This is a genomic window from Nonomuraea sp. NPDC049400 (genome assembly GCF_044466425.1).
Lineage (GTDB): Bacteria > Actinomycetota > Actinomycetes > Streptosporangiales > Streptosporangiaceae > Nonomuraea.
In genome coordinates this window covers 1-1,720 of record NZ_JBITMP010000152.1, presented here as the reverse complement: position 1 = coordinate 1,720, position 1,720 = coordinate 1, and the positions used below count along the sequence as shown (strand labels likewise).

Here is a 1,720-nt window from a genome sequence, read left to right as displayed (position 1 = left end):
GGTTCTGATCCACTCGCTGTGAAGTGATCGCGTAGTTTCGCTCCACCTGGAATGATCTTGACGCGTGTGGCTTCGAGGTGCTCTCCCCTCTGCATGATCATGCTGGATCTGTCGCTGTGGAGGAGGTCAGGGCAGAGGATTCCGCGGTGACGATCACGGCCAGGACGACCACGCCTGAGGCGAGGTGTCCCACATGCGGCACTCGGTCGGAGCGACGGCACGGGAGCTATCGGCGCCGACTGGCGGATGTGGCGCTGACCGGCCGCCGGATGGTGATCGACCTGCTGGTGCAGCGTTTCCGCTGCACCGCCCAGGCGTGCGAGCGGACGACGTTTGTGGAGCAAGTCGAGGGCTTGACTGAGCGGTTCGCCCGTCGCACGCTGCGGCTGCGACGCTTATTGGAGCGCCTCATGCTGGTCCTGGCGGGTCGGCCTGCAGCGCGGCTCACCGAGGATCTAGGAGTGACGGTCAGCCCGAACACCCTGCTGCGGCTGCTGCGCCGCCGTCCCGAGCAGCCGCGGGCCAGGGCGCCGCGCGTGCTGGGTGTGGACGACTTCGCGACCCGCAAGGGACATGTGTACGCCACAATCCTGCTGGACATGGAGACCGGCGAGCGGGTGGACGTGCTGCCCGACCGCACCACCGATACCTTGATCGCGTGGCTGCGCGACCATCCCGGTGCGGAGATCGTCTGCCGTGACCGCGGCGGCGCCTATGCCGAAGCCGTACGAACCGCCGCGCCGGACGCCGTGCAGGTCGCGGATCGTTTCCACGTCTGGCGCAACTTGTGCGACGCGGTGGAGAAGTGCGTCCTGCTGCACCGGGCCTGCCTGCCCGAGCCGGCCGATGACGCGTCCGATCAGTCGGCATCGAGTCCGCCGCAGGCGGTCGCCCTTGGCGGTGCACCAGCTGAGTGGGAGGGAGCACGGGCCGCCAAGCGCCGGGAGCGGCACGCCGCGGTCCACGCCCTGCTGGCCAAGGGGGTGGGGATCTCCGCGATCGGCGAGGCGCTCGGCCTGGACCGCAAGACCGTCCGCCGCTATGCCCACGCCTCCACAGCAGAGGACCTGGCTCCCGCCCGGGACGGACGACGCGGCTCGCGTGTCGACTCCTTCCTGCCCTACCTGCACGAACGCTGGAATCAGGGCTGCACCGACGCCGCACGACTGTTCGACGAGATCAGCGAACGCGGCTACACCGGCAGCCGGCGCACCGTGCGCCGTCACCTGCAGGCCGTGCGCGCGAGCGGAAAGCCCGCCCCCAAGGTCGCCAAGCAGCTCACCGTTCGCCGCGCCACTCACCTGATCACCAGCCATCCCGAGCACCTGGATGAGAACGCCACTCTCCGGCTGAAGAAGTTGCTGGCCCGCTGTCCCGAACTCGATGCTGTCGCAGCCTGCGTGGAGTCGTTCGCGCAGATGATGGCCGACCTGGACGGACACCGTTTGCCAGCCTGGCTGGAGCAGGCCGAAGCCGCTGATCTTCCGGCCTTGAAGAGCCTGGTCAACGGCATCCGCCAGGACTTGGCTGCGGTGACGGCGGGATTGAGCCTGCAGTGGAACTCCGGCCGGGTCGAGGGCAATGTGAACCGGATCAAGCGGATCAAGAGGGACGGCTATGGGCGCGCCTCCTTCGACCTGCTGCGCCTACAGATTCTCCATGCGGACTGAAGGAGGCTCGTAACTCTCGCGAACAGATCACAGTAAGTGGATCAGAACCG

The 1,720-nt window shown here is 67.8% G+C and carries 1 protein-coding gene; it reads left to right on the top strand.

Annotated features, from left to right (window positions below; all coding sequences use genetic code 11):
- Nucleotides 1–77 precede the first annotated feature (77 nt).
- Nucleotides 78–1,670, top strand: a complete 1,593-nt coding sequence (locus ACIBVN_RS60835) for an ISL3 family transposase (RefSeq protein ID WP_397152039.1) — start codon at nucleotides 78–80, stop codon at nucleotides 1,668–1,670.
- The last annotated feature ends 50 nt before the right edge of the window (nucleotides 1,671–1,720 follow it).